The 25534-nt window shown below is 39.6% G+C and carries 23 protein-coding genes and 1 riboswitch; of the genes, 3 read left to right on the top strand and 20 right to left on the bottom strand.

Annotation, left to right across the window (positions count from 1 at the left end; translation table 11 throughout):
- Window positions 1–34 precede the first annotated feature (34 nt).
- Window positions 35–4522 (top strand): excinuclease ABC subunit UvrA, encoded by a 4488-nt coding sequence (locus tag H7U17_RS17120; RefSeq protein ID WP_186757970.1) that lies wholly within the window; start codon window positions 35–37, stop codon window positions 4520–4522.
- 27 nt (window positions 4523–4549) lie between these two features.
- Here H7U17_RS17120 and H7U17_RS17115 read toward each other — a convergent pair whose 3' ends face one another.
- From H7U17_RS17115 to H7U17_RS17105, 3 genes are all read right to left on the bottom strand, one after another.
- Window positions 4550–4909: a DUF2200 domain-containing protein gene (locus tag H7U17_RS17115; protein WP_186757969.1), complete on the bottom strand. Its 360-nt coding sequence runs from the start codon at window positions 4907–4909 to the stop codon at window positions 4550–4552.
- A gap of 7 nt (window positions 4910–4916) precedes the next feature.
- Entirely contained in the window at window positions 4917–5681 is a 765-nt protein-coding gene (gene map, locus H7U17_RS17110; RefSeq protein ID WP_186757968.1) for a type I methionyl aminopeptidase, read from the bottom strand.
- Between the two features lie 436 nt (window positions 5682–6117).
- Window positions 6118–6825 (bottom strand): class I SAM-dependent methyltransferase, encoded by a 708-nt coding sequence (locus H7U17_RS17105; protein WP_186757967.1) that lies wholly within the window; start codon window positions 6823–6825, stop codon window positions 6118–6120.
- A gap of 92 nt (window positions 6826–6917) precedes the next feature.
- Here H7U17_RS17105 and H7U17_RS17100 point away from each other — a divergent pair, with 92 nt between their 5' ends.
- Window positions 6918–7787 carry a LysR family transcriptional regulator gene (locus H7U17_RS17100; protein WP_186757966.1) on the top strand — a complete coding sequence of 290 codons (870 nt, stop codon included), beginning with the start codon at window positions 6918–6920 and terminating at the stop codon, window positions 7785–7787.
- 114 nt (window positions 7788–7901) lie between these two features.
- On the opposite strand, the gene H7U17_RS17095 is transcribed toward H7U17_RS17100, so the two are convergent.
- The 12 genes from H7U17_RS17095 to H7U17_RS17040 form a co-directional block, all read right to left on the bottom strand.
- Complete coding sequence (locus H7U17_RS17095; protein WP_186757965.1) at window positions 7902–8321, bottom strand: GNAT family N-acetyltransferase; 420 nt, start codon at window positions 8319–8321, stop codon at window positions 7902–7904.
- The gene (locus H7U17_RS20815) at window positions 8318–8536 is read right to left on the bottom strand and encodes a DUF1272 domain-containing protein (protein ID WP_186757964.1); all 219 of its coding nucleotides are present in this window, start codon (window positions 8534–8536) and stop codon (window positions 8318–8320) included. The genes H7U17_RS17095 and H7U17_RS20815 overlap by 4 nt, the downstream gene beginning before the upstream one ends.
- Window positions 8537–9046: 510 nt before the next feature.
- Window positions 9047–10216, bottom strand: coding sequence for a hypothetical protein (locus tag H7U17_RS17085; protein WP_186757963.1), 1170 nt, complete (start codon window positions 10214–10216; stop codon window positions 9047–9049).
- A 349-nt stretch (window positions 10217–10565) separates the two neighbouring features.
- Window positions 10566–11378 carry a hypothetical protein gene (locus tag H7U17_RS17080; RefSeq protein ID WP_186757962.1) on the bottom strand — a complete coding sequence of 271 codons (813 nt, stop codon included), beginning with the start codon at window positions 11376–11378 and terminating at the stop codon, window positions 10566–10568.
- A 122-nt stretch (window positions 11379–11500) separates the two neighbouring features.
- Window positions 11501–12565: a ribosome small subunit-dependent GTPase A gene (gene rsgA, locus H7U17_RS17075; RefSeq protein ID WP_186757961.1), complete on the bottom strand. Its 1065-nt coding sequence runs from the start codon at window positions 12563–12565 to the stop codon at window positions 11501–11503.
- A gap of 377 nt (window positions 12566–12942) precedes the next feature.
- Complete coding sequence (locus tag H7U17_RS17070) at window positions 12943–13599, bottom strand: 3-oxoacid CoA-transferase subunit B (RefSeq protein ID WP_186757960.1); 657 nt, start codon at window positions 13597–13599, stop codon at window positions 12943–12945.
- Between the two features lie 30 nt (window positions 13600–13629).
- On the bottom strand, window positions 13630–14325 hold the full coding sequence (locus H7U17_RS17065; protein WP_186757959.1) for a CoA transferase subunit A: 696 nt from the start codon (window positions 14323–14325) through the stop codon (window positions 13630–13632).
- A 12-nt stretch (window positions 14326–14337) separates the two neighbouring features.
- Window positions 14338–15270 (bottom strand): bifunctional riboflavin kinase/FAD synthetase, encoded by a 933-nt coding sequence (locus H7U17_RS17060; RefSeq protein WP_186757958.1) that lies wholly within the window; start codon window positions 15268–15270, stop codon window positions 14338–14340.
- Window positions 15267–15950: a tRNA pseudouridine(55) synthase TruB gene (truB, locus tag H7U17_RS17055; protein WP_186757957.1), complete on the bottom strand. Its 684-nt coding sequence runs from the start codon at window positions 15948–15950 to the stop codon at window positions 15267–15269. The genes H7U17_RS17060 and truB overlap by 4 nt, the downstream gene beginning before the upstream one ends.
- Window position 15951: 1 nt before the next feature.
- Window positions 15952–16749: an undecaprenyl-diphosphate phosphatase gene (locus tag H7U17_RS17050; protein ID WP_186757956.1), complete on the bottom strand. Its 798-nt coding sequence runs from the start codon at window positions 16747–16749 to the stop codon at window positions 15952–15954.
- 7 nt (window positions 16750–16756) lie between these two features.
- Window positions 16757–16963: a DUF3098 domain-containing protein gene (locus H7U17_RS17045; RefSeq protein WP_186757955.1), complete on the bottom strand. Its 207-nt coding sequence runs from the start codon at window positions 16961–16963 to the stop codon at window positions 16757–16759.
- A gap of 1 nt (window position 16964) precedes the next feature.
- Window positions 16965–17858, bottom strand: coding sequence for a cell division protein FtsX (locus tag H7U17_RS17040; RefSeq protein WP_186757954.1), 894 nt, complete (start codon window positions 17856–17858; stop codon window positions 16965–16967).
- A 389-nt stretch (window positions 17859–18247) separates the two neighbouring features.
- Between H7U17_RS17040 and H7U17_RS17035 the strand changes: the two genes are divergently transcribed.
- The gene (locus H7U17_RS17035; protein WP_186757953.1) at window positions 18248–19675 is read left to right on the top strand and encodes an alanine/glycine:cation symporter family protein; all 1428 of its coding nucleotides are present in this window, start codon (window positions 18248–18250) and stop codon (window positions 19673–19675) included.
- A 2-nt stretch (window positions 19676–19677) separates the two neighbouring features.
- On the opposite strand, the gene H7U17_RS17030 is transcribed toward H7U17_RS17035, so the two are convergent.
- The 5 genes from H7U17_RS17030 to H7U17_RS17010 all read right to left on the bottom strand — a co-directional run bounded on the left by H7U17_RS17030 (window position 19678) and on the right by H7U17_RS17010 (window position 25518).
- The gene (locus tag H7U17_RS17030; RefSeq protein WP_186757952.1) at window positions 19678–20067 is read right to left on the bottom strand and encodes a VOC family protein; all 390 of its coding nucleotides are present in this window, start codon (window positions 20065–20067) and stop codon (window positions 19678–19680) included.
- Window positions 20068–20111: 44 nt separating this feature from the next.
- Window positions 20112–21338 (bottom strand): homoserine dehydrogenase, encoded by a 1227-nt coding sequence (locus H7U17_RS17025; protein WP_186757951.1) that lies wholly within the window; start codon window positions 21336–21338, stop codon window positions 20112–20114.
- Entirely contained in the window at window positions 21331–22386 is a 1056-nt protein-coding gene (gene metX, locus H7U17_RS17020) for a homoserine O-acetyltransferase MetX (protein WP_186757950.1), read from the bottom strand. Before metX ends, H7U17_RS17025 begins: the two co-directional genes overlap by 8 nt.
- A gap of 4 nt (window positions 22387–22390) precedes the next feature.
- Window positions 22391–23698: an O-acetylhomoserine aminocarboxypropyltransferase/cysteine synthase family protein gene (locus H7U17_RS17015; RefSeq protein WP_186757949.1), complete on the bottom strand. Its 1308-nt coding sequence runs from the start codon at window positions 23696–23698 to the stop codon at window positions 22391–22393.
- A 197-nt stretch (window positions 23699–23895) separates the two neighbouring features.
- A riboswitch (SAM riboswitch) is annotated at window positions 23896–24005 on the bottom strand.
- A gap of 487 nt (window positions 24006–24492) precedes the next feature.
- The gene (locus H7U17_RS17010; RefSeq protein ID WP_186757948.1) at window positions 24493–25518 is read right to left on the bottom strand and encodes a hypothetical protein; all 1026 of its coding nucleotides are present in this window, start codon (window positions 25516–25518) and stop codon (window positions 24493–24495) included.
- Window positions 25519–25534 lie beyond the last annotated feature (16 nt).

The following is a 25534-nucleotide window of genomic DNA, read 5'->3' as shown; positions in this document are numbered from 1 at the left end:
ACCTGCAAACTACAAATAAAGATCTCACCTTTTTATGCGCATTACCAAAGCTCACCAAAACAATCTCAAAAACGTTTCATTGAATATTCCCGAAAATCAGCTGATTGTAGTGACGGGCTTATCGGGATCGGGAAAATCCTCCTTGGCCATGGGGGTGATTGCCAATGAGGGATATCGTTATTTTTTGGAGAGCTTGCCGGCCTATAACCAGCAAAATGCACAAACTATCCCTACAGCAGAGGTAGACAGTATTACTGAATTACCACCTGTAATTAAGGTGGAGCAATCTAAACGGTTCCAATCTTTAAATGCCACTTTCGGGACGCTTTCTGAGCTGACCCCATTATTTAGGGTATTGTTTGCCCGTTATGCAGGAGAGCATAGCATGAGTAAATCATTGTTTTCATTTAATCATCCTAAGGGTGCCTGTGAAACTTGCCGGGGAATTGGGGAGGCGGAATACATTGACATCAATAAATTGGTGGGGGATGAAAATAAAACATTGCGGGAAGGAGCAATCACCACCACCTTACCCAATGGCTATATAGTTTATTCCCAGGTAACCGTGGAGGAGTTGAACAAGGTATGTGAGGCGCACGGTTTTTCGGTGGATGTGCCTTGGAAGCAACTCAGTACTGAACAGCAGGATGTGATCCTTTATGGCAGTAATCGTATCAAGGTTTTTTACGGTAAACACAGCTTGGAATCACGTTTGAGGTGGGAGGGATTCAAGGCAAAACCTCGCGAGGAAGGTTACTACAGGGGCATCATCCCGATCATGTCTGATATCCTTCGATTGGATAGAAATGTAAGCATATTACGATTTGTCAGTTCTAAAATTTGTCCGGATTGTCTTGGGGCAAGAATAAAAGCAGATCATTTGAAATATCGATGGAAGGGCATGAACTTTCAGGAGTGGATGGAGCTTCCATTAAAGGAATTGTATGATCGTCTTCAGGAGCAGAACCTGTCTGGTGGAGAAAAAATATTGGTCGATAAGCTGTGTACCCAGTTGCTTGATCTAGTGAGACTGGGGATGGAGCATTATCAGCTGAGTACATCCAGCATGGACATTTCTTCTGGTGATGCACAGCGCATAAAGTTGATCAAACAGGTCAACAGCAGTTTACAAGGGATTTTGTATGTCTTTGATGAACCCTCTATTGGCCTGCCAGCAGCCTATCAACAGCATCTTCGCCATATTTTTGATCGATTGATTCGCCGTGGAAATACCGTGATGGTAGTAGAGCATGATTTGAATTTCATTCAATCGGCAGATTGGGTGGTGGAATTGGGGCCAAAAGCAGGAGTAGAAGGTGGAGAAGTGGTTTTTAATGGGCGAATTCAAGAATTCTTGCAAAGCAAAGCATTGAGCAGTCCGACCTTAACTGCCCTTCGCCAGCCAAAGGAAGCATCTTCAGGTTTGGTTGACCTTGTACAAGAGCAAGCCTTCCAACCCAAGGCTCAAAACTTATCCGTATTGAGTAGGAAGACGAGTGAGTTGATTGGGAGAATAGCTGCTTTTTGTGAAGAGGAAGGTTTGAAAATGCTCAGCGTTACAGACCAGCCGATTGGCAAAACACCCCGAAGCAATCCATCTACCTATACGGGACTGGCTGATAAGATCCGGGATTTGCTGGCCAAAACACCAGAGGCTAAATCCTTAAAACTGGCAAAAGGCGCTTTTTCCTTTAATAATAAAAGTGGCCGCTGTCCCAACTGCGAAGGAGCTGGGGTAATTACCTTATCTATGAGCGTGATGGGGAATATCAATCAAGTTTGCCCTGTCTGCAATGGAAAGCGCTTTAAGCCTGAAGTGCTAAAAGTAAATTGGAAAGAAAAAAATATAGCTCAAATATATGATTTGAGTATCCGGGAAGCTCAAGTCTTTTTTGCGGAAGAAAAGAAATTGGCAGAGATTTTGGCCTTGATGATCCAATTGGGATTGGGCTATATTAAACTGGGGCAGCCTTCTAATACATTGTCGGGTGGGGAAGCTCAGCGTATTAAGTTGACCAAACATTTTGCCAAGCCTTCCAAGAAGACGGTTTTGCTGTTGGAGGAACCTAGTATCGGGCTTCATTATCAGAATGTACAGCAATTGATCACTGCCTTGAACCAACTTAAAAAGCAAACAGCCGGGATTGTATGTTTTGAAAATCATCCGCTTTTCCAAACTGAATGCGATACTTTGGTAGATAATGCCTTGCCATCCCAGGTGGAAGAAGCCAATTTGCCCGCGGAACAAGCTAGGGATATCATTACTATAAAAGGAGCCCGTACCCATGCCCTTAAAGATATAAGCATGAGATTGACCAAGCGTCAATTATCGGTAGTTACCGGAATTTCAGGTTCGGGAAAATCCTCTTTAGTGATTGATACCTTGCATGGATATGGTCTGCAGGAAATGACCAAGCAATTTTCCAGCTATCAGCAATCCAGGGTGGGGGTGAATTTTCAGTTTGAAGTGGATTATATTGAAGGCCTTACGCCGAGTATTTGTATTACGCGTAAGGAGAAGGATTTTTCCGAGCGTTCTGATATTGCCCAACAAACTGATTTCGATAAAAGTCTGCGTTTTGCTTTTTCCAGAAAAGCCCAATACGACGGACTGGAGTGGTCAGCCAGTCACTTTTCAAGTAATCATGAACTGGGTAAATGTGGCGTTTGTGATGGTATGGGGCAGGAGTTGCTTCCCGACCTCGAAAAGATTGTACTGGATGAAAACCTAAGTATTGCAGAAGGGCTGTTTGAGCACCATAAAGCCTTGGCTTATTATGGACAGGCCAGCGGCCAGTATATGGCTATTTTGGAGGAAGTGGGGAAGGAATATGGTTTTGACCAGCACACGCCATTTAAGGATTTGACTTCTGTTCAAAGAGATGTGGTATTCAAAGGTTCAAAAGACAAAGTTTGGGAGGCGATATGGAAGTTTAAGACCAAAACGCGGGAAGGCACACAGCAGGTCAAGATGAAGTGGAAGGGACTTTTCAAATACCTTATGGATGAGTATTTTTTAACCAGAAAGAACAAATATCAGCCTCTTAAAACCCTGCTTTCTTATTCCACTTGTAGTCATTGCCAAGGGAGTGGACTTAAGCCAGAAAGATTAGAGGTTCAGATTGGAGGTAAATCGATCCATGCACTTAAATCAATGAACTTTAGAAATCTTGATGCTTGGCTAAGCCTATCTGTGGCTACAGAAACCATCGACCAAAGATTGATTGAAAGTGTAAGGACGCATTTGGCCAATACGCTTAAAAAGGCGAGAGAATTGCATATCGATCATCTTCAGCTCAATCGGAAGTCATCTACCTTGAGTGGGGGAGAGCAACAAAGGGTCGCGCTTATCAAGCAGCTAAACAGTCCGCTGAAGGGCATTACCTATTTGTTGGATGAGCCTTCTGCAGGATTGTCAGCGGAAAATATTCCTGACTTGGTGAATATTTTAAAGGAATTGGTGGATAAGGGCAATACTGTGATCGTCATTGAGCATAATAAAGAAATCATGATGGCTGCCGATAATTTGGTAGAGATAGGCCCAAAAGCCGGTAAGGATGGGGGATATATAACTTTTCAGGGTAGCCCAGCAGCATTTTTGAAGCGGCCGGATTGTCATCCATTTCTAAAGCAGATCAGTACAGCTATTGAATTGAAGTCAGGAAAGACGGCTATTTCATTGCAAAAGTTGGCGAAACATACCTTGGTAAGGGAATCCTTGGAAGTGCCTGTTGGGGGAATTACAGCCATTACGGGTAAATCTGGGATAGGGAAGACCACTTTGGTGAAAGAGATCCTGATACCGAGCATCAGCTCAGCTCATCCTGTGAATTGTGCCGCTATAGATTGGCCCAAACCATATGCTGGAGCGCAGTATTTTGAGCCTAAAAGACTGCATGCCCATAACAGTACTTTGCTTGTTGCTTATTTGGATCTTTTAAAAGACATCAGCAAGGTCTTCACGAAGGCAACAGGATTGAAGGCAAAAGACTTTTCATATAAAAATAAAGCAAGCCAATGTCCTAACTGCAAGGGAATAGGAACGGTTTCCACCAGTCTTGATGTTGCGGCCAATTATATCGAAACTTGTGAAATGTGTCAAGGCCAACGATACCAAGCGCATATATTGGAATATCGGGTAGGAGGGCTTCATATTGCGGAAGTATTGGCCATGTCCATCACAGAATTAGGGGAGTGGTTGGCTGATCAAAATGTAGCCAGCTCAAATCTGTCCTTTCTTCAGCAAATTGAGAGCATTGGCTTATCGCATTTGAGTTTGGACCAAAATGTAAAATCTCTCTCTTCAGGTGAAAAGCAGCGTTTATTACTGCTTAATTGGCTAAAAAATAAGACCAAAGATCAGCTATTGATTTTGGATGAGCCCAGCACTGGTCTTCATTATGAGGATATTGATTTGCTCTTTGAGATCCTTCTAGGGCTCAGTCAAGATAATGATATCTTGGTGATCGACCATAATCCTTATTTGTTGGGGAAAATTGGTGTGGGGATGGTCTTAGAATGATTATGGAATATCATTGTCATTTCGATCTCAGCGCAATATCTTTTGTATTGGCCTTCCTTTTGCCAATTCATCTACAAGCTTGTCCAAATACCTTACCTTTTGGGTTAGGGGATTGTCTATTTCCTCTATTCGGTAGCCACAGATCACCCCTTTGATGAGCTGGGCATTGGGGTTCAATTTTGCATTTTTGAAGAAAGTTTCAAAGGTAATTTTATCCGCTATAAATTCTTGGATTTTGGCTTGATCAAAACCCGTTAGCCATTTGATTACCTGATGTAATTCTTCCTTTGTCCTGCCTTTCCGCTCAATTTTAGATAGGTAATGGGGATATACAGATGCAAAAGTCAATTTTGCCATACGTTCATTATGCTCGGCGGTAACTTTCATAGGGTGGTTAATTCCAAATTTCGTTTGCTTGGGTCAAAATGATGGGACTTTGATCCGTTATCAAAATGGTATGTTCATGCTGAGCCACATAACCTCCTTTATTACCCACCAATGTCCAACCATCATCAAGTTCGACAGCAAAGTTGGATTGGGTAGAGATAAAAGTTTCGACCGCTACGGTAGTGTTTTTTTTGAACCTTTCCTTATTGGTTTTTACCCTGTAATTAAGGATGTCTTCAGGTGCTTCATGTAAGTTTCTTCCCACGCCATGCCCGGCCAAATTCTTTAATACCTTGAAGCCTGATTGCTTGGCCTCATTTTCAATCAAATGTCCAATATCTGCTATCTTAACCCCTCCTTTAATGTTTTCTATCGCTTTTCGCAAAATATTTTTAGAGGCATCCACTAGCTTTTGGTGATGGTAAATGTCCTTTCCCAATACAAATGATCCACCGTTATCTGACCAAAATCCATCCAATTCGGCTGAAACATCAATATTTATTAAATCACCTTCCTTTAGGATTTTTTTCTTTGAAGGTATGCCATGCGCTGCTTCATGGTTGACACTGATACAGGAGTATCCAGGAAAACCATAAGTCTCATAGGGCGCAGATTTGGCTCCATAGCTTTTTAATATTCCAGCACCATAATCATCCAGTTCCTTAGTTGTCATCCCTACTTTAGCATAGGCTCTCATCAGCTTGAGTGTGGTAGCTACTACCTCACTGATTTTTTTCATCCCGATTAATTCTGACTCTTTTGATATAGACATTTTCTTAGGTTTAAGGGGTAGAGGTTCTGGTTTATAACTGTGTTCTAAAAATCCCCAGGGTACCATCTGCTAAAACTATGACCGCAATCATTGTTTGATTTTAGGTGGTGTTCCCCTTTTGGGGAGGCAAAATACTTTAATTAAAATAAAATATTTCCTTCAGATTTGAAAATTAATTTCCCGAGGCAGTTTTAATAATCACTTTGTCCTGGATTAGAAAATTTACTGGATCTGAAGCTTTTGAAAATTAGATTTTTATGTATGCCCGCAATTGTGTCAGTTAAGGTTAGAAGAAGTTCTAAAAGATAGTTTAAACTAAAACAATCCTTGCTTCGGTCTTCAATCCTTCGTTCTACCTAGCAGTTAGACAGGCTTTCGACCACTTCATCAAAGGATTTCTGGGTACTGGCACCTTGACGAATAATCACATAGATTTTTATTTGATTCCACCAAATGCTCCGAAACACATGTTCTTGTGTAGTATTTCGGTCTTTCTAAATCCTACCTTTTTCATTAGTTCTAATTGAAATGTCATTGATCTGGGAGAGTCTTCTTTTTCTATATAGTCGAAAACCCTGTTTTTGTAATCATTTCCACCCACCTTTTCTAAATAATCTCCATACCGGTCCCAGGTGTATTTATTTATAGCATCGGTTTCTTGTGTTATTAAGTCTGAAATCATCAAACATCCTCCAGGTTTAAGTAAACGGTATAATTTTTTGAAGGTAACTTCCCAGTCCTCATCGTCTCTTAAGTGATGCAAGACAGCACCTGCTAGTATGATGTCAAAACTATTTTCCTTAAGGTTTATCACTCTTATATCACCTTGGATAGTTTCTACCAATTTGTTTGTTTTTGCAGCAACTCTTTCCTTAGCCCTATCTAACATTACTTTGCTTAGATCAACCAATGTGCAATTAAGATGAGGTGTTTTTGATAACATTTTTAAACTATAATTTCCTGCACCACAGCCAATATCCAATAAGTTTTTGGCCTCAGGATTTATCCTTTTAGCAGCTTCAGTTAAAAGTTCAAGAGATAATTGTGCATCAATGGTGGATATTTGACCGGTATCAAGATTTGAAAATCTTTCTACCTCATGATCAAATCTTTCTTTTATTTCACTGACTGTTGATTTATTCATTTTTATAAGGTTTTGTCTTTCAAAAGTATTTAGCTTTTGTTAGATTTAAAAAGACTTATTTTATCATATAATAATACTTTTAAGGTATAGAAATGGAGTTAAGGCACTTAAAATATTTTTTGGCAGTAGCAGAAGAGCTGAATTTTACCAAAGCATCAGAAAGGCTTTGTATTTCCCAACCACCTTTGAGCAGGCAAATAAAGGAGCTTGAGAATGAGTTAGGGGCTGTGCTATTGGAGAGAAGCAATAAAAAAGTTTCCTTAACGGAAGCCGGTAAATATTTTAGGGAAGAAATTATCAGTCAAATGCAAGATTTGGACGCGATAATGATGAAGACCAGAAAAATTTCAGAGAATATCAATGGAGAGTACAGGATCGGTTATATCAGTTCCACATTTTCAGATGATATTGCTAAGCTTGTTCAGTTTTTAACTAATAAATATCCTTATTTAAAGATTAAACTCTATGAAGTCTCTACCAGCAAGCAAATTTTGGCCTTAGAACAAAGTAAATTGGATTTGGGTATAATTAGAGCCCCTTTATCTTCAATAAAAATTTCCTCCCAGTTATGGTTTAAAGATACTTATTCATTGGTTTTTAATAATAAGATGGATAGGGTAGAAGAGGGAGATGATTTGTCCTTATTGAAAAATAAGGTCTTTGTGTTTTTCAATAAAGACTATGCTCCTGTATATTATGATAATCTGATAGAGATTTGTGCCCAATATGGATTTAAGCCTAATATTGTTCACGAGTCCAATAATATAAATTCAATAATTCAATTGGTACGAAATGGATTGGGCATCTCTATTGTTCCCAGTAGTTTAAAAAAGAGTCATCACTATCCAGAATTATCCTTTTTGGATTTGGATGACAAATTTTCTACAGATGTTTTGCTTGCCATACCGAAACATGAAAAATCAGAAATAGCAGATTCAGCCCTGTCATTTCTATTGGGATAATGTTGATAGATCCGTAATGACTTACAGTCATTGTATAAAGGTGAGGTTCCTGCTTTTTTTCTAGAAATATAGTCAGTTGATTGGGGTAGATACCGTGGTAAAGGTATAGCTTACTTATTCTTGCTTAATCAGTTTTTCCATATAAATATCAGGATTATCCACTTTTTCAAACCCGAACTGCTCATATAATCCATGTGCGTCATAAGTATTTAGCCCCCATCGGGATATGGATTGAAGACTTTCATGTTTGGAGATTTCTTTCATTAATGCTTTCCCATAGCCTTTTCCTTGGAATTTTGGGTCAATAAATAAATCTGATATCCATGCGAAAACTCCAAAATCAGTTATAACTCTGGCAAATCCGATTTGCTCATTGTTCAGATAGACACCAAAACAGAAGGAATGATTTATTGCATCTATAATTCGTTTAGGCTTTCTCCCTTTTGCCCAATAGGATTGATTAGATAAATAATCCACTATATAATCAGTATCCAGAAGTTCAGTGTCCGTTGATATTAAAAAATCATTTTTCATTGGGAATTATCGGTTTGAGGGTATTGGGATATTAAGTTGGATGGTCTTATTGGCCGTTTTTCAAATTCTCCTCCGCAATTTGGACAAGGGTTTTGTAAAACAGTATTTACACAGTCCTCACAAAAGGTACATTCAAAAGAACAAATCATGGCTTCAATGCTATCATAGGTCAGTTCTTTATTATAGTTTTCACAATTTGTTCTGATTTCTAGCATAAATGGTATACGGTTTTTTTTCTATGAAAAATAGCAGGTTAAATCCACTGTTAATTGCTGTTTATAAAACCTAAATTTATAAAACTCATTTTTGTTAATGCAGTTAAACTGCTGTTTTTATATTTCTTGAGATATAATCTGATCGTTTTTGATTTTGAAGCCTAAGTTATTGATTATCGGAAAGACGACTTGGCTAAGGATTCATTGGAATTGTCACCCTATATGAGGTAAAGGCGGTGAAGTATCATTGCCGAACAGGCCCAATTGAGGCGCTTGGATCATATTCCGTAGGGAATAATTATGTCATTTATTGAGATTCAAAAAGTACCATGTTTTCTTGGAATTTAGCCAAAAGTAAACGTATGGTATACTAGGGGTATACGAGGACTGGGCGTATCTATAGGGGAACGTTTGCTTTGCCTCCTAAATATTTATCAATGTGAAATGAAAATTTACTGTACCGGAAGGATAGACCAAGGTTTCAGATTGGACGAGGCTTTGTATTCAAGTTCAGATTTTTTTATAAACGATAGCCCCAATAAATACCAGCACTAACAAAATGGAAATCATTATGACTGTTCTCCAAAAGAGTTTATCTACTAATTTTTCCATATTGTTAAAAGTCATTTCAATGCTTTGATTGGTCATGGAGGTTAAATCCTTAAAACTTGCTTCTCTTTGGACGGATAACTGTTCGGATAATTCAGCTAATACGATCGATCTTTCCTTTCTTATCTCTTCCAGGATGATTTCCCGCTCTTGACGGAGGGCCTGTAAAACCGCCATTCGCTCACTGCGAATGTCTTCAAAAGATGCCTTGCGTTGGTTTTCAATTAATTCTGGGCTTGATTCTATTAAGTATACTGTTCTCTCTAGGAGTTGGGCAATGGAGTCATAGCGACTGGTTAATTCAGGATGGATCAATGTGTTATTGATTAAAAACTCGGTTTCCCAGCGCACCTGTTTCGGCAATACGGCCATATATGAACTGAGTTGAGAGCGCAATTCGTCAAGACTTTGGGACATGTCTTCGGCAATTTTTTTAAAGGTAACTTTCTCAACAGTTTGAATTTTGGTCATTAGTGGAATGGTAGATTGCCTGACAAAGTATAAGCTGGTAATGGGATGTTGTTCGGCGAAATCTATGACCACCTGGGTGCCCTCGGAAATATCATTATCGGGTACCAGGTTCCGGCCGATATCCAGTAAATCTTCCCAGATTAAATCCAGCGCCTGTAGGGCTATCTGCTGATGATCGCCAAATAACTCTTTGCCAGCACCCTTTTCAAAATACAGTTTCATTTGGTAGGTAAATACAGCCATATCTATATAGCCAAGAAAAGCATCACTGTTGAATATGGCACCATTGGCAACAGGAATAGCATTCATTTTCCAAATTAAGGCGTTCTTTTTAATGGATGGATTTGGGGCAAGCCTTATGATACTGTCTGCAGACTCAGTTATGGTTCGTTCGAACTTGTAAAAGAAATCGTTGATGGTCACTCTCAACTCAATGGGGGATATTTCAATATCCCCTCCAGCCGGGCCGACTGACTTTTTTTTATTCTTTTGCTGGGCAATGCTTAACTGGCTAAATAATATTAGGAAGAGGGTTATCCAGTAAATCAAAGCATTTCTTTTGAGGACAGTAATGGTGCAATTCGAATGTGGAGGTGTCATGGTATTGTCTTTAATTATTATTTCTCTTTCAATTTGTCCCTTTGCCTTTGAACAAGGCTTAGGGACAAATTAACTTGTCCTGGATATATATATATTGACTAGATGTTTTGTAAGTGGTTTTTATACAGTGGATTAAGGTTTGATTATATAATATATCACACAATTGAGAAAAAAGTGAAAAAAAATAACTAAAAAGACTTTCTATTTATCAGGTTATGTTTTTCGCTTATGTTTAGATTTTTGATTTATCACTTATCTTGTGAAGTAAACATCAAGTCGAAAATTTGTGAGTATTTCCAGTTTTGGCCTAGTGAAAATAAATTCTTACGGCCATTATTGATAGCTGAATTTAATATTCATAAAATTCTTTTATTGTGAAATTCAATTCATCCTGCATAGGCTTAATTAAAGCGTTCAAATAGTACCTGTGGAAAAAGCCGTTCAATACAACTATTTTCTTATAATCCTGGGTTTTGATAAAGTGTAAAATGTTCTTGGACATTGTATGATTTCTTAAATCCCAAAATTCAGAAGCCCTTTTATATCCTTCAAAATAACTGATGCTATCACCATCATCTTTAAAGTAATCGGTATTAGAAAAAATCGGATATTTGGCCATTATGCTTAATAGCTGTTTATACTGATATTCTTGCCTTTTTTGAGCGATTTGATCCGTTTTAGGATTGTTAAAGGCTCGGACACCTAAATAGGCCAATGCATTGAGGGAATCATTTACTGCTTGAAAGGTTTGATAAATGTTTTTGTTTGGTTCATCCAGCTGATTGTTCCTATATAGACTGTCCAGCATTTCATATGCTTTGCTATCTGTGGGGCGGGAACCTATTTTTATCCTGTATTCGTTCCTTCCTGTAAATTCATATGGCCTTACATCTACCTCAAAGTTGTTCATATACCTTACGGTGGCAATATTTTCATTACTGTCCCAAGTTTTCTTAAACTCGAATTCTTGAGTGAAAAAGGAAGAATCAACTTCAAAAAGTATCAGATCAGGCTTTATTTTCGTCAAGATATTATAAAGACTGTCTGCATTGAAATTGTGAACCGTTTCGTGAACGGTGCCAAGCAGTACTAATTCAGTTTTTTTATTTGAACAATTGTAAAAAAGTAAACTTATAAAAATCAATTCTATTAATCTTCTCATCTGAATAGGTTTTGATATCGTTACCAAGGGTTTTGTAAATGATTTTTCATTCACCTTCTCTTGGGAGAAGCCAGGTCGGCTTGTTTTCCGTTTTTGGATAGTATGGGCACCTAGTATTGCGCTTAGTGCTTTTTATGATTACTTTTTTTATAATTCTTAATCATTTTTCCAAAATCCTTGTCTTTCTTGCGTTTTTCAGCAACTGTTGATTCAAAGTGTTCCTTTTCTCTTTCCATTTTCAAAAAGTTTTCATAGGATAGTTTATCTATTTTTCCACTTTCAACCGCTTTTAAAACTGCACAATCAACTTCAGTAGTATGCGTACAATCTTTAAATTTACAGTCCCTAGAAAGTTCAAAGATTTCATTAAAGGTAATTTCTAATCCTTCTTTTGAATCTGCAATTCCGACTTCTCTCATTCCTGGATTGTCAATAATAATTCCGCCATTTTCTAGAACAATTAGTTCACGATGACTTGTGACGTGCCGGCCTTTGTTTGTACTAGCACTAATTGTATTGGTTTTCATTGACTCTCTTCCTGATAAATTGTTCAATAAGGTAGATTTACCTACGCCTGATGAGCCTAATAAACAATAGGTTTTGCCCTTTTCAATAATCTTATTGAGTTTTATCAGCCCTTTTTGGGACTCATTACTTATGGGAATTATCGGAACTTTTTTAACTCTTTCTTTAACTTTGTTAACCACTTTTGATAACTCATTGTCAGTTATCAAATCGATTTTATTGAGAACAATAATCGGACTTACTTGTGAAGTGTGGCAAATAGTTAAATATCTTTCAATTCTATTAATATTGAAGTCTCTATCAACTGCTTGGACAATAAACGCATAATCAATATTTGTGGCGATAATCTGTTTTTCTCCTTGTTTCCCAACTGCCTGTCTTTCAATTATGGTTTTTCTTGGAAAGACAGCATGAATTAGCACTTTATCATGGTCATATTCAGATATTGCTACCCAATCTCCAACAGCAGGAAAATCAGATCTGTGATGTGCAGTAAATCGTAAGTTTCCGATTATTTCACCATCATATTCTTTTTCAGGTGTTTTTACAACATACCTTTCCTTATGCTCTGAGATAACCCGTCCCAGGCCAAAAGAATCAAGATTTTGATCTTTTCTGTAGTTTTCTAATTCTAAATCATATCCTAAATCCTCAAGAATCATCTGTTTCTTTCAGTATTAAGCACAAGTTTCGTGTATATCGGTCAGTAAAGGGGGGTAAGTTACTGTTTTTCTGTAAGCAATATACCCCAATAAAATGAATATAGGTTTTCAATGATTTCATTTCCTATTCTATTTTTTGATTCAATATAACGATAGGAATTATAGATTTTGAAGGGTACTGAATAGTTGCGTTTCCCCTATAGCAGTCTTGGGGATACCTTGGGGAATAGTAGTACATACGTTTCCTTTTGGATAAAATCTAAGAAATAATTGTAATTTACCAATAATGATAGGGTGGCTCAAAAGAATGATGGTTATATTGTTACTCTAGTATCCTCAACGGTATAATGAACCAAAGCAAGAGCTTGATGCCAAAATCATAAATCCATCTCAGGAATATCTCCTTCTACCACCAATCTACCCTCTGTTTTGGATCGAATTTCTTCTACGCTCACTCCGGGAGCCCTTTCCACCAGTTTGAAACCTCCCTCAGGTAGCACCTTCAAGTAGGCCAAGTCGGTGACGATCTTCTTGACACAGTTGATGCCGGTAATGGGCAGGCTGCAGTTTTTCAATAGCTTCGATTTGCCATCTTTGCTGCAATGTTGCATGGCCACGATGATGTTTTCTGCAGAGGCTACTAGGTCCATGGCGCCGCCCATGCCTTTGACCATTTTGCCGGGAATTTTCCAGTTGGCAATATCCCCATTTTCGGAAACTTCCATGGCCCCAAGAATGGTCAGGTGAACATGCCCGCCACGGATCATTCCGAAAGATTCGGCAGAACTAAAAAGTACTGATCCATCCACCATACTGATGGTCTGCTTACCGGCATTGATCAGGTCGGCATCCACATTATCTTCGGTAGGGAAGGGGCCAATGCCCAGCAGGCCATTTTCTGATTGTAGGACCACATCGAGGTCATCAGGGATATAATTGGCCACCAAGGTAGGAATTCCAATCCCTAGATTGATATATTGGCCGTTTTTGATTTCTTTGGCAATGCGTTGTGCGATTTGAATTTTGCTGAGCATGCTGTTTGGGGTTAAAGCCTGGTAAATGAACTATTCTCTTACGGTTCTTTTTTCTATCCGCTTTTCATAATCCTTACCTTGGAATATGCGCTGCACATAGATGCCTGGGGTATGGATTTGATTGGGATCCAATTCACCTGCAGGGACCAGCTCTTCCACCTCGGCGATGGTGATGGCACCCGCAGCAGCCATCATGGGATTGAAATTCCTGGCTGTTCCCTTATAGATAAGGTTGCCTGCGGTATCTCCCTTCCAGGCCTTTACCAAGGAAAAATCAGCCTTCAGCCAACTTTCCAGAATATAGAGTTTGCCATCAAATTCCCTCATTTCCTTTCCCTCGGCCACTTCAGTGCCCACACCTGCAGGGGTAAAAAAAGCAGGGATACCTGCACCGCCGGCCCGGGTTCTTTCTGCCAAGGTGCCTTGGGGGATCAGTTCTACTTCCAGTTCCCCGCTGAGCAATTGCCGCTCAAATTCAGCATTTTCACCCACATAAGAGGAGATCATCTTTTTGACCATTTTCTTTTGCAGCATCAGGCCAATGCCAAAATCATCCACCCCCGCATTATTGGAAATACAGGTCAGGCCGGAAATATCCTTTTTGAGTAGGGCTTTGATGCTGTTTTCTGGAATGCCACAAAGACCAAAGCCACCCAACATCAATACAGCATTGCTTTTGATATCTGCGGTGGCTTCCTCTGCATCTTTTACAGTTTTATTGATCATGAGTTTAAGCAGCTAGGATTCATTAAAAATTTGCCGGGCTTTTTCCTTGTCCCTTTTTAGTTGAGCTTTAAGCTCTTCTAAATTTGCAAATTTTCTCTCCGCTCTCAAAAAATCTTTGAAATAAACTGTGATTTGTTTGTCATATAAATTGTCATTATAATCAAAAAGATGGGCTTCCACCGTTTTTTCTACGCCATCCACGGTTGGGCGGTTGCCGATATTGAGCATGGCCTGGTAAGTTTTCTGTCCCACGGCCACTTCCACCACATAAGCACCATCTCCAGGGATGAGCTTATAGTTGCTGGGCACATGGATATTGGCAGTTGGAAAATCTATGGACCTACCGATTTGTTGACCTTTGATCACAATGCCGTTCAGCTCATAGGGCCTGCCCAAAAATTCTGTGGCTTCATTAATATGTCCGGCCAGAAGTGCTTTTCTGATTTTCGTACTTGAGATGCCTACATGATCCACATCTTCCCTGGATATTTCCTCGAGCTCAAACCCATATCGGTCAATATTGGCCTTGAGGTGATCAAAGCTGCCTTCCCGGTTTTTGCCAAACCGGTGGTCATATCCAATGACCAGTTTCTTGGTATGGATTTTATCAATGAGGACTTTTTGGATGAATTCTTCTCCGGTCAATTGGGAAAATTCCTTGGTAAAAGGAATGGTGATCAAATGATCTATTCCAGCTTTCTCCAGAAGCTTTGCTTTTTCCTCAAAAGTCGTCAATAAGCGCAAATTGTGCTCCTCAGGATGTAAAACCAACCTTGGATGTGGCCAAAAGGTAATCAAGACAGTTTCGCCTTCCATTTGGTCAGCAATATTCCTGATGCGGGCCAATATTTTTTGATGTCCCAAGTGCACCCCATCAAAGGTCCCACTGGTGACGACAGCATTCTTTACAGGTAGGAAATGATCAAGTCCTTCGTAAATTTTCATCCCTTGGCTTCTTTTTCAGCTTTGATCTTTTCGACTAGGTCCAATACCTCTACAGCATCTGTAAGGAGGAAGTCGCCGATACGGGTGCGGGTTAGGGCAGACATATAAGCGCCGACTTTCAATTCCTCGCCCAAGTCCCTGGCCAAACTTCTGATATAGGTTCCTTTGGAACATACTATACGGAAGTCTATTTCAGGTAGTTCACAACGGGTGATTTCAAAGGTAGCCACCTGTACCGGTCTTGGCTCCAATTTTACATCTATGCCCTTTCTGGCAGATTCATAAACCCTTTTTCCGTCCTTTTTAATTGCCGAATGGGTAGGAGGGACCTGCATGATGTCCCCAGTAAATTTTTTACAGGCTGTTTGGATGTCCTCAAGACTCAGGTGAGAGGGATCGGCGACCTCTTTTACTTCTTGCTCCAAGTCAAAGGATTCGGTGGTCTTGCCCAGTACAAAGGTGCCGGTATATTCTTTTTCCTGGCCCATAAAGTCGTTGATGCTCTTGGTCTTTTTACCAGCACATATGATAAGCAATCCAGTGGCCAAGGGATCCAAGGTCCCTGCGTGGCCTACTTTTTTTATTTTTAAGGCATTTCTCACCTTCTTCACCACATCAAAAGAGGTCCATTGATAAGGTTTGTTGATCAGAAATACTTCTCCGTAAGGTTTCTCGTCCATGCTACATTAATAAGCCACCCATTACGGCAATAGTACCTACGATGGCGCAATAAATGGCAAAGTAAATAAGCTTTCCCCGTTTTACAATATTAATCATCCATATACATGCTGCCAAACCGGCAATAAATGCTGCCAGGAACCCAGCTGTCAAACTGATGGTCGAAATGCCCTCTGCGATGCTAGGGTCTTTGAAAAACTTCAAAAGCTTGATCGCTGAGGCACCTAAAATCGGTATCAAAACCATTAGGAAGGAAAATCTGGTTGCTTTTTCCTTTTCCACACCTATCAGTAAGGCTGTTGCAATGGTTGAGCCTGATCGGCTGATACCGGGCATAATGGCAATAGTTTGGGCTATGCCTATTATGATAGCCTTGGGAAAAGTGACTATCCCATCCCTTTTGGCCGCAAAGTGGGAAAATGCCAATAATATGGCTGTTAATATTAGCATGGCGCCCACCAAGAGGATTTTTCCACCAAACAAGGCTTCAATCTGCTCTTCAAAAAATACGCCCACAATGCCAATAGGGATCATGGATAGCACAATTTTAGCAGCAAATTTAGTCCCTCCGTTCCATTGGAATTTCAATAAATCCCGGATGATATTGATGATGTCCTTACGGAATACGATGATGGTGCTTAATGCGGTAGCGGCATGGACCACTACGGTGAATAAAAGATTGTCGGCGGCTTTAACCCCCAAAAGAAATGATCCCAATTCAATATGCCCACTGCTGGAAACAGGCAAAAATTCTGTTAGCCCCTGGATGATGCCCAGGATAATGGCTTCAATAATACTCATTGATTACTTAATTGTCTGATTTATGAAAAATCGCGTAAAATTCGAAAATAAATCCAAAAAGAGTGACCAAGGGGCCGAGTGTTAGGCCTAGAAATCCAAATCCATGTGGTTCACTGTCCAGTCCCATGATGATAAAACCTGCTACGATAATAGCAATGCCTATCAACATCAGTGTATAATTCTTTTTCGAAAAAGGTAAGTTGTTTTGATCCATTTTAATAAAGTTCGTCCAATGTCATGTTTAAATATTTGTTGACTGCCCTAAGGGTACTGAAAAAGGATAATATGGCTCCCAATAAAATCAAGCCTCCAAAAAGCATCAACATCATCTCTTCGTTTTGTAAGAGGGCAAAGCCATCAATATTGGCCTTGGTGTATTCTATCAGACCATATAGAATGCCTGATGCAAAAATCCCTGCCAATGCCCCGTACATAAAGGACCTGTTCAGGAAAGGCTTTCTGATAAAGCCTTTGGTTGCTCCCACTAATTGCATGCTTCTGATAAGAAAACGTTGTGAGAAGAGTGCCAGTCTAATGGTATTATTGATTAAGATGATCACGGTAAAGATGAGGATCAGGATAAAAGCTCCTAAAACCATACTTACCTTGACCAGGTTTTTATTGATTGATTCTACCAAGTCATTCATATAGGTGACTTCAAATACCCCATTCAGGCCTTCAATCTCTGCGACTATTTTTTCCATCTGATCAGAAGTTTGAAACTCTTCCTTGACAGAAAGTACATAACTGTGTCTAAGCGGGTTGTCGTCGAGGAATTTACCGAAATCTTCACCAGTGTCTTCCAGAAAAGATGCAGCGGCCTCGTCTGCGGATATATAATTGATCTGGGGACCTTCATCTTCCTTGTCCAGAACGTAGGGCTTGGACTCCAGTAATTTGCCGATTTTGGCATTGTCGGCCTCTGAAATATTCTTGTTCAGAAAAACCTGGATTTCTATATTTTCCCTAATAATGGAAGTAAGGGTACGTGCTTGGATAACAATTACCCCAAAGAGCCCTACAATAAAAAGTGATAGGGTGGTGCTGAAAAGCACACTCATAAATTTAAAACTTCCTAGTCTTTTCTTTTTCCTTAGAGATTTGCTCATGTTGCTATGAATTCCTCCAAAATTAATCAGCTATCTGTATTAAACCAATCTTATTGAATAAAATGCCAAGGTGAATTTGTGGATTGGGTTTTTTGATATGGGATTAAACGCTTTTCACTTATTGAATAGTATTTTTTGTATAAGTGAACCAAGAAGGTTAATGGATAATTATTCCAGTAGAAATAGTATAATTTGGTAGAGCATGGTTTTTTAAAAGACTTACTTTAATTAAATGAACATACTTATACTATTGTTTGGGGCTTTGTAAATATATTTTTTGAAATAATATTTTGAATTTTGTTAAATATTTTTCTTTTATTTGGGTTTTATTAACCAGTTAGATTGGTGAGGAAAGTTTAGTTTGCTATTAGGAATCGTAATAAGCTGTCATGAAAGAATTTGTAGAAGGTATCAATGATATAGTTTGGAGTAATGCCCTGATTGTTCTGTGTTTGGTGGCAGGTGTGTATTTCTCTGTCATGACCAGATTTTTGCAAGTGAGGTACCTGAAGGAAATGCTTCGGCTCTTGTTTAAGGGCCAGCCTTCAGAAAGAGGAGTTTCTTCCTTTCAGGCCTTTGCTTTGGCCATCTCTGGTAGGGTAGGAACAGGTAATATTGCAGGAGTAGCTACAGCCATAGCCATGGGAGGACCAGGAGCGATTTTTTGGATGTGGGTAATTGCCTTTTTGGGCTCTGCTTCGGCATTTATAGAATCTACCTTGGGGCAGTTGTATAAGGAGGTCAATGAGGGAGAATACCGGGGTGGTCCCGCTTATTATATAGAGAAAGGACTTGGCGTTAAGTGGTATGGTTTATTGTTTGCCTTTGCTACTATATTGAGTATGGCGGTATTTATGCCTGGGGTACAGAGCAATAGTATCGCCTTAAGTATGAAAAATGCTTTTGAGATTCCTGCAGAAATTACTGGGATAGGGCTGGCTGTATTACTGGGCTTGATCATTATAGGAGGTGTCAAGCGTATCAGTAAAGTAGCTGAAGTGGTTATCCCATTTATGGCAGCGGCCTATATATTAATGGCAGTCGTGATTATATTCATGAATATTCAGGAGGTGCCAGGGGTTTTGGCTATGATCATCAGAGCTGCTTTCAACTTGGAATCGGCATTCAGTGGGGTGTTTGGAATGGCCATCGCTTGGGGTGTCAAAAGAGGCATTTATTCCAATGAAGCAGGGCAGGGTTCAGCACCGCACGCTGCATCCGCAGCAGAGGTCAGTCATCCTGCCAAACAGGGACTAGTGCAGGCCTTTTCTGTTTATGTGGATACTTTGTTTGTTTGTACAGCCACAGCCCTGATGATCTTATTTACAGGGCAATATAATGTGATCAATCCAGAGGGAGGCTTTATCATTGAGCATTTGCCAGGCGTAGAAATAGGTCCTGAATATACCCAATACGCAGTGGCCACCCATTTCCCTGATTTAGGTAGTGGCTTTGTAGCCATTTCACTTTTGTTTTTTGCTTTTACTACTATCATGGCCTATTACTATATCGCAGAAACTAATCTGAGTTATCTGAACAGAGAAAAGTACAGGGCTTGGTCTTTATGGGGATTGCGGATACTATTCCTCATCACCACTTTCTATGGAGCGATCCGCACGGCTAAATTGGCCTGGACCATGGGGGATATTGGAGTAGGGATTATGGCTTGGCTAAATATTATTGCAATTTTATTGTTGCGCAAACCGGCCTTAAAAGTATTTAAGGATTATACCAAGCAATTGAAAGAAGGCAAAGATCCTGTTTTCAATTCCAAGGAAGCTGGTATTGAAAATGCCGATTTTTGGGAAGGGAAGTAAAACTATTCCCAGATCCCTTTGGGTACAATTTCCAAAACATGCCCAAAGGGATCTTCAAAATAACAGCTTTTCAGCCCTTCTTTCCATTCCTGCTCATGGGTGATTTTGATGCCTAAATCAATCAAATTCTTCTTTCTGTCTTCGTATAGTTTTGCTGCTACTTCAAAAGCGACATGTTGTTTTCCGGTTGCATAGTGGGGAGGTAGGTTGCTCTCTTTTTGCGTGGTTTCGGGGATAAAGCATAGTAATACGGATGTTCCGCACCTGAAAAAAATATGCCGATTGATTTCCTTGGAAATAATCGGCATACCTAAGTTGTCGTGGTAAAATTTTTCGGCCTTATCTAAATCATTGATATAAAGGCAGGTTTCTTTGATCTGTGTAAATTCCATGATTTAATTTAATCAATCTATCGGGGAATTCACATTGATCTTTTTTAACTTATAGAAGTTGTTACTCTTGATCTGAGATAGTCTTCAAGGAGATCTATATTAAGGCTGTCATTAATGGCCAAAATGGATAAGGCGTCTTGCTCGATACTTGATTCATAATCCAATACACTGGCTGTATTCATTGCAGTGATGGCCCAATACTGATCATTTCTGAAGATGATGGCTTTATCATTCGCAAACTTCTCTAAAATTGATCGGTTCTTGGCTCTTAATAGCACTTTTTCATGTACAGCTTTTGGGACAGCTGTGACAGGACTTTTACCATTCAGTTTATCGTATCCATAGGCATATCCATTTTCCAGTTTACACAGATCGGCATACACCGAAGCTCCAGTAGGGTAGCTTCCAGCTCCTTTGCCTAAGTAAAATTGCTCTCCCAGATTCGTCGAGTTTACCTTTATGGCATTGTATTCATTTTCAACCATAAACAATGAATCCTTGGGATTTACCAATGAAGGAAGGATATAAGCGACTATTCCGTCTTTAACTCTGTAGGCTTTAGCAACTAATTTGATCTTTAAATCGAATTCCTTTGCGAGGTTGACTTCTTCCAAGCTAATATGCTGAATGCCCAGTGTAGCGATTTCTTTTTCTTCAATATATTGTCCAAAGGCATGCAGCGCCAAAATGGAAAGCTTGCTCTTGACATCACTTCCATTGAGATCCAGGCTGGGATCAGCTTCGGCAAATCCATTTTCCTGGGCCAAGCTAATAGCGTCAGCAATGCTTAATCCGTCTTCAAAAAGGCGGGTGAGGATATAATTGGAGGAACCATTGAGTATGCCTTCTAAAGAATCGATTCGATCTCCTGCAAACTGGGTGTCCAGGGTAGTGATGACCGGGATACCGGCAGCAGCAGAGGCTTCATATAATAAACTGCCTCCGAAGTCTTTTTCCAATTGGATAAGCTCGGGCAGGTGATTGGCCAACATTTTTTTATTGGCAGAGATGACCTTTTTGCCCTTTTTGAGCAGGGTACTCACATAATCATAGGCTTTGTCAGCATCTGAAATAAGCTCTATGCCTATTTCGACATCCCTTTCCAGGATATCATTGGGTTCAAAGGAAAAGGCAATTTCTTTGCTTCTTTTTTTACTCGGGTTTTGTACTACTATGGTGTCAGGTTTGAGGCCTTGTTGGTGTTTTTGGGCTATTTCATAATACCCTTGACCAACTACTCCAAAACCAAATAAGCCAATCTGTTTAGCCATTATTTTCCAGATAAAAAGATTTTAAAATATAATTTAACTGCTCATTTTCGACCAAAAAGGCATCATGGCCATATATTGAGGTGATTTCTCTATAGGTACCGTTAGGTACATATTTACTGATAAATTGGGATTCTTCCTTGGTAAACAACAGGTCTGTATTGATGCCAATGGATAAGACCTTAGATTTGATCTGCGAAAGTGCAGCTGCTGTGCCTCCTCTGCCTCTTCCCAGATCATGGCTGTCCATGGCCTTGGTCAATACCCAATAGGAGAGGGCATTGAACCTATTGGCTAATTTTTGACCTTGGTATCTAAGGTAAGAGCTGACTCTAAAATGATCTGTTTTCTCTTCAGTTTCACCTTGGCTTGCCTGGAAGATATCTTGGTGCCTGTAGCTCAACATGCCAATTGCTCTGGCTGCTTCAAGTCCTTTTTTTCCGGCATCAGCATTGTTTTGTCCCCATGTACTGTCAGATTCAATGGACATTCTTTGGGCTTCGTTAAAACCAATGGTCCAAGGTGAGGTCTTGGCGTTCGAAGCGACAATGATGGTGTTTTTAACTTTGTCAGCAAGTTTGTAAGACCATTCCAAGGCCACTTGACCACCAAGAGAACCGCCAATCACCGTATCTATTTGCTGAATACCAAGATGTTCTCTAAGCCTGTCAAAGGCATTGGCCATATCCCTGGTAGAAAGGTTAGGAAAGTCATAATAATATGGCTTGCCTGTGCTAGGGTTCTCACTTAATGGCTGAGTGGAACCGTAACAAGATCCTAGCAAGTTGGCACAGACAATGAAGTACTTGGTAGGATCGAAGAACTTGTCTTCTCCCACTAATCCACTCCACCACTCATGGACATTGGCATCTCCAGTAAGGGCGTGAAGGACCCAAATAACATTGTCTTTTTTAGGGGTAAGGTGTCCTTGAGTAGTATAACTCAGTTGGAAGCCTGGCAGGCTTTCTCCTGAATCCAAAGTCAATTCTTCCTCACAATGGAAAACTTCTTGGCTCATATCGGTAATCAGATACGGTGATTGTAAGTTCATTTTACTATTTTATTTTTTCAAAAGCCGCATTTAAGTCAGCTTTGATATCATCAATGTGTTCGATGCCCAAGGATAAGCGTAGCAAAGATGGAGTAACTCCGGCTGCTAACTGTTCTTCATCACTGAGCTGCTGGTGGGTAGTGGCAGAAGGTTGAATAATCAAGGTCTTCGCATCTCCAACATTGGCAAGGTGAGAGACTAATGAAAGGTTATTGATAAAGTCAGCAGCAGCTTCTTTATCAGCTTTCAGTTCAAAACTCAGGACACCGCCAAATCCATTCTTTAGGTATTTTTTAGCCAAGGTATGATAAGGGCTGTTTTCCAAACCTGGGTAATTCACCTTCTGTACCTTTGGGTGACTTTCCAGCCATTTGGCAATAGCCAAGGCATTGTCCACGGTCCTTTGTACTCTTAATGAAAGTGTTTCCAAACCTTGGATAAGCTGAAAAGCATTAAATGGACTCAATGCAGGACCAAAGTCTCTGAGGCCTTCCACCCTTGCCCTGATGGCAAAAGCAATATTAGGTAAACCCAGTGGATTGTTATCTCCAAAAGTTTCCCAGAAATTCAATCCATGATATCCTTCAGATGGCTCTGAGAACTGAGGGAATTTACCATTGCCCCAGTTATAATTACCTCCATCTACAATTACACCTCCGATGGAAGTTCCATGTCCACCTATCCATTTGGTAGCAGACTGAACGACAATATTGGCTCCATGTGCTATCGGCTGGAATAGGAATCCTGCTGCACCAAAGGTATTGTCGACCACTAGGGGAAGGTCATGCTCTTTGGCCAATTTGGCTACACTTTCAAAATCAGGAATATTGAATTCAGGGTTGCCAATGGTCTCTACATAGATGGCTTTTGTTTTGTCATCAATAAGTGCTGCTAAGTCAGCAGCCTTATCGCTTTTGGCAAATCTGGCATCTATTCCAATTCTTTTGAAAGATACTTTAAACTGGTTATAGGTTCCGCCATATAGAAATGGAGAGGCTACAAAATTATCTCCAGCTTGTAGGAAATTATTAAGTGCAATAAACTGCGCAGCTTGGCCGGAAGCTGTTGCCAAAGCCGCTACACCACCTTCCAAGGCTGCTATTCTTTTTTCAAATACATCCGTGGTAGGATTCATGATCCTGGTGTAGATGTTCCCAAATTCTTTTAGACCAAAAAGGTTGGCTCCATGTTCGGCAGAGTCAAAGACATAGGAAGTGGTTTGATAAATAGGAACCGCCCTTGAATTAGTTGTTGGGTCAGGTTCTTGTCCAGCATGCAGCTGAAGGGTTTCGTAATGATAAGGTTGTGACATGTTAGTAACTTATTAGTTAATTGACAAAGAAATTTTTAAAGAAGTGGTATTAAATAATAATCTGCCCAACTAGTGCATTAAGGGCATAAAATTATCGTTGTGCATTGATTGGATGCACATATAAAAGTTGTAATTAGAAAGTTTTGCTCGTTGCTTTGTCTTTGGTGTTTTCCTTTTTGTAAAATTCATATCTTAAGAATTTATATTTCCAAACGAGGATATTCACGCTTGGCAGGAATTGGCACCTTGGATTTTCCAGGTTGCCAGAGGGTCTATGAGCCTGTCTCTCACCTCTTCTGTATAAATCCTGAACTTTTAAAAAGTAAAGGATAGGACAAAGTAACTATTCAATTTTTGAATTTGCAAGCTTTCGAAAAAGACTTTTTGGTAATTTTATTTTATGATATAATCCCTATAAAACCAATAGGGAAATAGGTTGGTGAGTGTTTTTAATAGGAAAAGCCCTTAAATGATCTTTAAATCATATTCTTAAAACGAAAGATTTTGAAAGATTACCTTTTTAGCCTAGTTTCTATAAAGCGGTAGAGTGGGCTTCTTTTATTACTGATAAATTTAAGTGGAGTTTTTATTGAATATGTTTTTAGAGAAAAGTTGGCTTTTAGAAGAAATAATTAAGCAGGGATAACATAAAAAGTTGTCAAAAAATATAAAAGAGGCTGTTTCAAAAGTTCAATTCCCTTATCATTGCGCTATGTCTGGAATGTCCCCCAATTTTGCTATAATAAAATTATGAAACAGCCTCTTACCTGAGTAGTAATATTAGTGGTTGTAGATTATTCTTCGTAAAAATATACTGCAGAGGCTCCTGCAACATTTTGGCTAAAGGCAGGTGTAGGGTTGCCATTGCTGCTGAAATAATTATAAGCAAGGATTTTTCCACCTCCATTGGCCCTTTCTGCTACAAATATCATTTGAGAGTTTGTACTATAGGCTACATCAACAGGGTTCCCCAATGAAGTATTATTGCCTTCTATTCTGGCTTGTTGGTTCAATGCGATGGTGCCTCCATTTGAAGTAGCGTTTAGCTTATTGCTAAAGTCTGTAATGATGGTAATCGCTCCATCACTATCAGATCCAGCATCTCCAATGTCTGTCAATACCATTAAATCATCCTCCATAGAATAGGTAAGTCCATGAGTTCTTACAATGCCCTCGATAGTGATTCTTTTGCTTGGACTGATCATTCCACTTGAATTGGAGAAGAAATTAGTAAATACTGCCAGGTCACTGTCTTTATCCACGATGGCATAGAGCGTATTACCTTCTAAATGGATTCCCCATAGAGCGAAGTCTACTGCAAAAGTCTTTTGTAAGGAGAATCCGGATGAGGTTTTTTGGTAAACATAAAGGCTGCTTTGGTTGCCATTGGCTTCAACAGGTGATTCTGCTACAACGACCATATCATTGCTGACAGCGATTTCTCTACCGCTCACAAAGCCTCCTGTCGTATTGATGCCTAAGGAAATATTAATACCTGTATTCATCATGGATGACATGATGTCTCCATAGACATTCAAAGAGTTATCAGAGCGAACAAGTTGTATGATTTCATCTGTTTCTGGATCATAATATATACCATCGGCATCAGTACCTGCAGCAGCAGTGGTGGTAGTGGTAATATTGCTTTCATCCGAAAAATCAATAATAGAAACTTCTCCGCTGGTATTGGAAGAAACAAAAAGAGAGGCTACATTATTTTCAGGCATGTCCATATCGTCATTATTGTCGCAGGAGATGTTAAAAAGGGCAGTGGTTGCCAGGAGCCCAACAGCTAGAAATTTGTTTGTTTGTGTTTTCATAGTACTAATTAGTTGA

This window comes from Echinicola salinicaeni (assembly GCF_014280965.1).
Taxonomy (GTDB): Bacteria; Bacteroidota; Bacteroidia; order Cytophagales; family Cyclobacteriaceae; genus Echinicola; species Echinicola salinicaeni.
This window is presented reverse-complemented; position numbering and strand designations above follow the sequence as displayed.